General features: G+C 26.6%; 7 protein-coding genes and 1 pseudogene. 6 read left to right on the forward strand and 2 right to left on the reverse strand.

Going from position 1 to position 9,044, the window contains the following annotated elements; genetic code table 11:
* Positions 1 to 18 precede the first annotated feature (18 nt).
* The 3 genes from CLPUN_RS22515 to CLPUN_RS28240 all read left to right on the forward strand — a co-directional run bounded on the left by CLPUN_RS22515 (position 19) and on the right by CLPUN_RS28240 (position 4,335).
* Positions 19 to 807 carry a beta/alpha barrel domain-containing protein gene (locus CLPUN_RS22515; RefSeq protein WP_077849460.1) on the forward strand — a complete coding sequence of 263 codons (789 nt, stop codon included), beginning with the start codon at positions 19 to 21 and terminating at the stop codon, positions 805 to 807.
* 108 nt (positions 808 to 915) lie between these two features.
* On the forward strand, positions 916 to 3,846 hold the full coding sequence (locus CLPUN_RS22520; protein WP_077849461.1) for a helicase C-terminal domain-containing protein: 2,931 nt from the start codon (positions 916 to 918) through the stop codon (positions 3,844 to 3,846).
* Between the two features lie 324 nt (positions 3,847 to 4,170).
* The gene (locus CLPUN_RS28240; protein WP_198944393.1) at positions 4,171 to 4,335 is read left to right on the forward strand and encodes a hypothetical protein; all 165 of its coding nucleotides are present in this window, start codon (positions 4,171 to 4,173) and stop codon (positions 4,333 to 4,335) included.
* Positions 4,336 to 4,444: 109 nt separating this feature from the next.
* Here the strand turns inward: CLPUN_RS28240 and CLPUN_RS22525 are convergent.
* Both CLPUN_RS22525 and CLPUN_RS22530 read right to left on the reverse strand, forming a co-directional pair.
* A pseudogene (locus CLPUN_RS22525) lies at positions 4,445 to 4,831 on the reverse strand (manganese catalase family protein); the annotation flags it as partial.
* Positions 4,803 to 6,467 carry a recombinase family protein gene (locus CLPUN_RS22530; RefSeq protein ID WP_077849463.1) on the reverse strand — a complete coding sequence of 555 codons (1,665 nt, stop codon included), beginning with the start codon at positions 6,465 to 6,467 and terminating at the stop codon, positions 4,803 to 4,805. The pseudogene CLPUN_RS22525 and the gene CLPUN_RS22530, both read right to left, overlap by 29 nt.
* A gap of 451 nt (positions 6,468 to 6,918) precedes the next feature.
* Between CLPUN_RS22530 and CLPUN_RS22535 the strand changes: the two genes are divergently transcribed.
* The 3 genes from CLPUN_RS22535 to CLPUN_RS22540 all read left to right on the forward strand — a co-directional run bounded on the left by CLPUN_RS22535 (position 6,919) and on the right by CLPUN_RS22540 (position 8,919).
* Positions 6,919 to 7,323: a patatin-like phospholipase domain-containing protein gene (locus CLPUN_RS22535; RefSeq protein WP_198944394.1), complete on the forward strand. Its 405-nt coding sequence runs from the start codon at positions 6,919 to 6,921 to the stop codon at positions 7,321 to 7,323.
* A 450-nt stretch (positions 7,324 to 7,773) separates the two neighbouring features.
* A complete protein-coding gene (locus tag CLPUN_RS28245) occupies positions 7,774 to 7,950 on the forward strand; it encodes a hypothetical protein (RefSeq protein ID WP_198944395.1) in 177 nt (58 codons plus the stop codon).
* A 411-nt stretch (positions 7,951 to 8,361) separates the two neighbouring features.
* The gene (locus CLPUN_RS22540) at positions 8,362 to 8,919 is read left to right on the forward strand and encodes a hypothetical protein (protein WP_077849464.1); all 558 of its coding nucleotides are present in this window, start codon (positions 8,362 to 8,364) and stop codon (positions 8,917 to 8,919) included.
* Positions 8,920 to 9,044 lie beyond the last annotated feature (125 nt).

The raw sequence follows: 9,044 nt of genomic DNA on the forward strand, positions 1-9,044 counted from the left end.
TAAGGAGGTCAATAATTAATGTTCTTAAAAAAAGAGATTGTTGATAAAATAAACATAGTAGATACAACTCTTAGAGACGGAGAACAAAGTGCAGGTTTAGCCTTTTCAATAGATGAAAAGATAGAAATAGCAAAATATATGGATGAAAATAATATTTATCAAATAGAAGCAGGAATACCCGTAATGGGGGACTTAGAAAAAGAATGTATTAGAAAAATTTTATATAATAGAAAAAAATCTTTTATTTCCACTTGGAATAGAATGAACATAGAGGATATAAAACATTCCATAGACTGTAAGCCTGATATAATTCATATAAGTGTTCCTACTTCTAATATACAAATATATTCTAATTTAGGTAAAGATAAATTATGGGTTGAAAAAAATCTTATAGAATGTGTTTATTTTGCAAAAGATAAAGGATATGAAGTTACTATTGGATTTGAAGATGCTTCAAGAGCAGATGTAGATTATCTTATTAACTTATGTGAAATAGTTAAAAAAATTGATGTTAAAAGAGTAAGATATGCAGATACAGTAGGGATATTAATGCCTTCTATAATTAAAAAAACAGTTAAAACCATAATAGACAATACAGGTATGGAAATTGAGATACATGCCCATAATGATTTTGGAATGGCTATTCCTATTTCAATTGAAGCTGTGAAAAGTGGAGCAAAGTATGTAGATTGCACGTTAGATGGAATTGGAGAGCGAGCTGGGAATTGTAATTTGCAAGAATTTTTGAGAATATCAAATGATTTTTTAGAAAAAACTAATGAATTTAAAAGAGCTGGGGCAAAATAGTTTTGAAAAATATTTTGTTCCAGTTTTTTATGTTATAATTGATTTTAGAACATCAGTTTGATAAGCTTAATTAATAATAACATAAAAGATAGTAAATTAGGAGAAGGTATGCTACAAGAATTAAATAGTATTTTAGACAATGTAATATATTTAGATATTGAAACAACTGGCTTAGATGAAAAGAGCTCAGAGATTATAGAAATAGGTGCTGTTAAGGTGAAAGAAGGGGTTATAACTACTTATAGCACTTTAATAAGACCAAGAGGAAGAGTACCTGTAGGAATTTATAACCTTTGTACTGGATTAAATGAAATAGATTTATTAAGTGCTAGAAATTTAAATATTGTAAGGGAAGAGGTTCTAGATTTTTTAGAGGATCTTCCTTTAGTATGCCATAACTCTAATTTTGAAAGAAAATTTTTATATTATCACATTCCAGAAATCAAAAATGAAATAATTGATTCTATGGAATTTGCCGCAATACTTGAACCTTGGAGAAAAGAATTTAATTTAGATGCATTGATTAAAGAAATCACGAGTATTAAAAAGAGTGAAGCCCATAGAGGATTAGAAGATTCAATTGATACTTTAAAAGTAGTTAATTCTCTTATATTAAGACAGTGGGCAAGGGAAGATAAAAGTAATAAGAAAAATAATTCTTTATATATAATTATAAAGAAAGATTATCATTATTTAAAAAATTGGGCATGGACTAAATATTTATTAAAACCTCCTTTTTTTACAGATGCTAATTATCCTTATGTAAGCTATGAAGAAAATAAAAAGGAAGAAGAAGTTCTAAAAAAAATTCATATAGATTATTCTTTATATGAAAATCTTCTTGAAAATGAAGAGATTTGGAATAATGGTGGAGATTTTGGATATCAATATAGAAAAGATCAAAAGGAATTTTCAAAAAGGATTAGAGAAAATTTTGAAAGATCAGAGAGAATATTTATTGAAGCTCCAACTGGAAGTGGTAAAACTTTTGCGTATGTAATAATAGCAGCAATAGGAACTTATTTAAATAAGCAGAAGATTAGAAAAGATGACGCTAGTTTTATTATATCTACAAATACAAAGGAGCTACAAAATCAACTTATTGAAAGAGATATTCCAACTATTCTAAAAAAACTACAATTAAATGATAAATTAAATTATGGAGCTATGAAGGGGAAAGGAAATTATCTCTGCATAGAAAGATTAAATAGATGTGAAATTTTAGAATTTGATGAAACTGGAAATTTAGCATTACTATTTTTAAGAAGGCTTTGTGAAACTGGAGAATATGGTGATATAGAAAATATAAATTATGCAGCACAAAAACATTTTGAATTAGATAAATATATAAGTGAAGTAAATTGTGATAGTGAAAAATGTAAATTAGATAAATGCACAAGACCTTGTTATTTAAGAAAGCGGTATAATGAACTTCCAACCGAAAATATAACAGTTATAAATCATTCACTGCTTGCCTGCTGGCCATATGCTGAAAAGAAGAAGATAAATCATATTATAATTGATGAAGGTCATAATTTAATGGAAAAGTGTTATGACTTTTTTGCTGAAGAGTTTTCATCTTATGAATTTTTAGAATTATTAGATATGATAGAAAAAGGTCATCCAAGTATTATAGCTATGCTTTTAAGCTTAAATGCCAGTTATGGTTATAGAGAAACTATAGAAAAAGATAAAATAATGTATTTGGTAAATGAAATTATTGTAAATATTACTATATTAATTAATAATTTTAAAAGCATGAGACTTGTTAGTGGAGAATACAATTTTGCAACAGAATTTTTTATTCCAAGAGATGATTTAAAAGGGATAACAAAAGCGCTCGGAAGCGAAATCTCAGTTTTAAAGGAAAGTATTTATCCTTTATATAAAATTTTAAATGATTATCTTTCTAATATTACCTTAGATGATGAAATTAATGGTGATAATGATCATAAAAGTTTATCTGATTATATAGCAAAGCTTAAATCAAATTTTGATATCTTAGATAAATTTTTAGAAAGTACTGTGTTTTATGCAAAAATATTAGAAGTAGATGCAGAATATAAAGATTTCAAGCTAAAAAATGTACCTTTAAATGTTGGTGAATTAGTAAATGAACATATGCTTAAGGAAGTTAAAAGTACAACATTTTTATCAGCAACTTTAAGAATAGAAAATTCATTTAATAAAATTAAGAGACACTTAGGGCAAGAAAAGGCAAAAGAATTTGTTATTCCTCCAACCTTTGATTTAAAGAAAAGAACTAAGATCTTTGCATTAAATAATGTAGGTAGATATGATGAGCCCTCTTATATTAAAAAGGTATCTAAATTTATATTTTATACAGCACAAAAAATAAATGGGCATATCCTTGTTCTATTTAATAATAATGCTAGAAGAACAGCTGTAAATGAAGAGTTAGAGTTACTTGTTAGAGGAACAAAAATAGAAGTTCATACTAGTAAAAAATCAGTATCAGCTTTAAATGACCAAAATAGACAGGTAATAATACTTGGAAGTAAGGGCTTTTTTGAAGGAATAGATGTACCAGGAGATGCTTTATCTTGTGTAATGTTAGATAAAATCCCTAATTATAGTCCGGAATATCCTATTTTAAGAGCAATTACAACATATCAAAACAAGGGATATCAAGATGTAAATTATCCACAAGTATGTATAAAAGCTAAACAAATATATGGAAGACTTATAAGAAGTACCTTTGATTATGGTTATTTCATAATTTTAGATCCAGGTCAAAATTCATATACCATAAGAAATCTTGAAAGAGATCTTGATGGTCCAAATATTGAAATTACATCAACTGAAAAAGTGCTTTCAGAAATGGAATTTGATTTTAATAATTGGAAAAGAAACAACATTAACATGCTAATAAAGAATATAAAAAAAGATAATAAAAATCTTCAAAGTGATTTTAATAATGAAGCAAAAAAACATAAGCTGTTTTGGGAGTTAGAAAAGGTTGAGGATAAAAAATATTATTTTAAAAATATTAATTTTACATTAAATGGAAAAATGTAAGAATCCACTTTGAGTTGGTTTATTGAGATGTGAGAACTAAAAATATTACATATTAGAATATATCAATATTTTTTAAAATTATAATCAATAAGTAAGCTAATTATAATGTGATTCTCATTGAGGAAAATATTTTCTTTTTACTTCTTAATTATGTAATTCATGTGGAATATATGGTATAATAAATGCATAAAATATAGAAATCTTTTAAAAGTAAGCATATTTTTAGGAGGTGATGGTAATACTATAAAAAGTAACAGATTTATGAGGGATTTGAGAAGAAATTAGTATTAAACAATCACAAAAAGAGAGGAAAGAGGTTTGGGTATGGTAGAGAACGTAAAGCAATTACTACAAGAATACAAAAGTACAAAGGAATCTTTAGAATGTGGGTTAAAATGGTTGCCTAAAAACGAATATGCTAAGTCTAAGATTGAAGTTATAAATATGGTAATAATGGATTTAGAACAATTAGAAAAACAACTTAGCTAGCTTTTAATATAAGAACTGCCCCAAATGGATATGAATGGCCATTTGGGGCAGTTCTTTGTTTTATTTATAGAATATTTTACTTTCCCTAAATAAAATCAAATAATTAAAACTATTTTTTCATACATCCAGAATCTTGAACGTGTTGCAAACATTCTCCAAATCTTTGGTAATGAACAACTTCTCTTTCTCTTAAGAATTTTAATATTTCTTTAATTTCATGTTCATCAGTTAAGTTAATCAAATTTTCATAAGTTGCTCTTGCTTTTTGTTCAGCAGCCATATCTTCATGTAAATCTGCAATGGCATCTCCCTTTGCTTGAATGTAAGTTGCAGTCCATGGGTTACCTGTTGCATCGGTGTAAAATAATGCTTTTCTATGGTCTGCATAATGTCCACCAAGCCCTGCTTTTTTTAGCTCTTCTATAGAGGCATTTTCCATAAGCTGATATACCATAGTTGCAATAATTTCAACATGAGCCATCTCCTCTGCTACTATTGCCTAAAGGTAAAAAAACTTGCCTTGGACGCTCCTTATCTGAACCAATTAGTATAATATCTAAGATTCTTGTTTTACTATCCCAAACAACATATTTAACAAGACTTTTAATTAATCGTTTCTTATCCTCAAACTCTTTAGTAAAATTATAGAACTTCTTGAAACTATCTAAGGTACTTAATATTTCATTTAGAGAGTCGTAAGTAGTTGCAATTTGGTCATTAGCCAATGATAATTCATTAATTAAAGAAGTAAGTTCATTATTTCTGTTAGTAAACTTTTTTATTTCTACTTTAAATAGCTCAAGTAATTCTAGATCATTATCAAGATAACTTATTTTCATTACTAAATTACTAATAAATTTTTTATTGTTTTCAATTTCTTTTGTAAAGTTAGCAATTTGAGCTTTATTACTAATTTTGACTACATTTTTCTTTTTTAGTTCCTCATAATTTTTAATTATATCATCACGAGTTAATGATTTTAATGTATCTACCACATAATCTTCAGCATCATATGCATTTAATGCATCATTACTGCACTTATTAGCATTTGAATTTCTTAAATTGCATGAATAATATCTGTAAGCATATTTGCCGCTTAAATTTTGTCTTGGAGCCATAGCAGATTCACACTCTTTACATACAACTAATCCTGATAATAGAGCTTGCTGACTTGTACCGTTTCTATTAGAAACAATAGTTTCTTTTATTTCATTAGCAATTAGTTGACATCTAATCCAGATGTCACTAGTAATTATTCCCGAATGTTCACCAACAGATATAATCCAATTTTCAATAGGAGCAAAGCATCCTTTTTCTGTTCGTCTATTATAGGCCATAACACCATTAATATCATTTATTTTTTCATATCCAAATACTTCAGCACCATGCTTTTTTAAATAATCTAATATTTTTTTATCTGCAATTGAATAAGTAGGATTATCAATAGTTTGTTTAACTAAGTTCCTAGAAAAAATAGAACCGTTTCTACTGTATATTCCTTGAGCTTCTAACAATCTGCTTACTTTTTGATAACTCTTGTATTGTATGAATAATTCAAAAACAAGTTTAGGTATATGGCTTTCAGCTGGATTAATCTTAAGAATATGCTTTTTCCTATTTTTACCATTGAAATCATTATTACGAGCTTCAATAGATTCATAACCAAGTGGAGGAGGACCACCAAGCCACCTTCCAGTCTTCGATAATTCTCTCAAATTATCTTTTATACGTTCTGCAATTGTTTCTCTTTCAAGTTGAGCAAAAGTAGCAGAAACATTCATCATAGCTCTACCCATAGCAGAGGAAGTATCAAATTGTTCTCTAATTGATATAAATGCTGTATCATACTTATTTAATATTTCTATAGTACCTGCAAAATCAGCAACATTTCTAGATATTCTATCAAGTCTATAGCAAATAAGATGAGTAAATCTTTTAGTTTTTATATCCTTCATAAGTTTCTGGAATTTAGGTCTATTTGTATTACCACCAGAAAAACCTTCATCTTCATATATTTCATAGTCATCTATACCGATATTTTTAGCATATTGTATACACATATGAATTTGATTTTCTATAGATTCTCCTTTTTCAGTGAATTTACTTTTACGTGAATATATTGCTGCTTTCAATATGAACCAATCCTTTCTAGCGTTTGTAGTAATTAAGTTTAGAATACCTACTTATAATTATCTTATTAGAGTAGGAATAGATAAATTCTTAACACAGGTATCATGTAAATATAATATTTATTTTTTATAGCTACTCATAATAGTATATTTCAAATATAAAATGCGAATATGTGTTTGAGTAGAAGCATTATTATCTACGTTAATGAAAAATAGATAAATTAAATAACAGGAGTGTAACAAAATTGTAATTAAAATGATGTAATATTAAGTTAATAAAAATAAGAGATTGAGGTGTTTTAAATGGATTATAATTTTAGAAATCTTGTATTTGAAGGTGGAGGAGTAAAAGGGATTGCATATTTAGGAGCTTTAGAAGTATTGTAAGAAAAGGGAATACTTCAGAATATTAAAAGAGTTGGGGGTACGTCAGCAGGTGCTATAATTGCCTCTTATGGTTGGATTAGGTTACTCCAATAAAGAATTTATAGATACTTTTAATGATACGAATATAACAAGTTTTATGGATGATGATATAGGAGCAATAAGAGATGTACATAGATTTATTATTAATGGTTATGGATGGTTTAAGGGTGATGTCTTTACTGAATGGTTAGAAAATGTTATTAAAAAGAAAACAGGTAATAAAAATTCTACATTTATGGAAAATCAAGATATTACACATTTAACTGGAGATGATTTTGAGCGTACTATTTATATAGACTCGTTAGAGGTATCTGAAACCAATTTTAAGATTGATTATGATACTAAGATGAAGCTTATGGGTTCTGGTCGAACATGTACAATAGAGTACTTTAACAAATATGATAATGAAATGATTAAAAATTATTCAAATTAAAGATATTTAATTGTTGATAGCTTGAGATATTGATATTAAACTATAAATATAGTATAAAAAAGTATAAGTTAATAGGTTTGTAAAGAATTATTACGTTGAGTACCACATTATTCATAAGTGAATTTGTGGTATTTTCGTTTTTTATAATATTATATTTGTAAAATATGCTATGATAAAAAATGTATTTAAAATATTAGATAAACAGGAATATACTTGTAGAGTTTTGAACAATGTGTATAGAAGGATTATTTTATAATATAACACTGATGAAAAATAATAAAAGATGAAATCCAAAGATTAAAAGAAATAATATATACATTAGGTGAGATTTCATCTCAATCTTTAAAAATATGGACTGAATAACACTTGATAAATTGTTGTATGAAAGATACTTAAGAACCAATTTAAAATATTTGCATACTATAAAAGCAAATATCAAGGGGGAATAACATGAAAAGTAGACAACAAATAACAGTAAGAGTTCATCACCCTGAAACAGTAGAAGGAATGGAACTTCTAAAAAAATCACAAGCAACAGTTATGATTAATATTTTAGAAAAACAGCTAGGAGAAAAAAAGGTAGAAGAGTTATTTGAATACATGAAAAAGAAAACTCAACAAACTTAGGATAAATAGGCTGGAAAGCCTTATAGATTTAAATAACATAATAAAATATTGACCATAAAAATAAAAATTCAATTTCAAATCAGAATATCGAAATCACACCTTAGCAGAATAATTTTTTATTATTTTCTCTCTCTACTTGGTAGGGTCAGGTTTAAAATGTAAGTGTCTTTTAATATTTCTATACAATAAGAATACAATGATGAAAAATTAAATAAAAATAGTAAGAAATAGATGCATTATCAAGGTATTTTTTATTCATTTGAGTATTGTGACTATTGTGAAATATGAAAAATAAAAATTAATTATTCTATTATGCAAGAAAAGAAATTGGTGAGGGAAGCTAATGAAAGTAATATTTTTAAAAAGAAAATAATAAAATAAATAGAAATAATTATTATTTGAGAGGGAAAATTGAAATTTAACGGATGGAATAGTTTTGAAGATTTGGCCAAAGCTTTTGAATATACTACTAATAATGATGGTACGGGACAATCAAGCAACGATTCGAAGAATAACGCTAATAATATTGGATGTAGTGATATACCAAATGGATTTCAATCTTTAAGTCCTGAATTATTTGTCACAATAGGAGAAATAATTGGAAATATAATTGCTGGGAATATACCTTTTAATGTTCAAAATGCAGTGGGAAATTGGCTTGAACTAGTGGGACAAGTAATTTTAACATATAATACACAACAACAGTATTTTCAGGGAGGACCAGGACGTTATTTTAATACTATGTATTATAATGTAAACAATCCATTTTGTTCAACTAATGCCAATACAGCTACAAATAGCACTGCAAGTAATAATAAAAATTCAAATGAAAGTCATGAGAAAACTTCAAATTTTGATTATGATGAAAATTTTATTAAAAATCAAAATAATAAGATAAGAAACTTAGAATTACAAGTTAATAATTTAATATCAGAAATTAACGAAATAAAAAGTATGTTTGGAAAATGAAATATCATATAATTAGATTGAATTAAAAACCACAAACCTATTGCTTTTCATTTATCGAAGGTAATAAGGGTGAAAATATACAAGAATCATACAATAATAAATTAATATATTGTACAATATATATG

Source organism: Clostridium puniceum (genome assembly GCF_002006345.1).
Lineage (GTDB): Bacteria > Bacillota > Clostridia > Clostridiales > Clostridiaceae > Clostridium > Clostridium puniceum.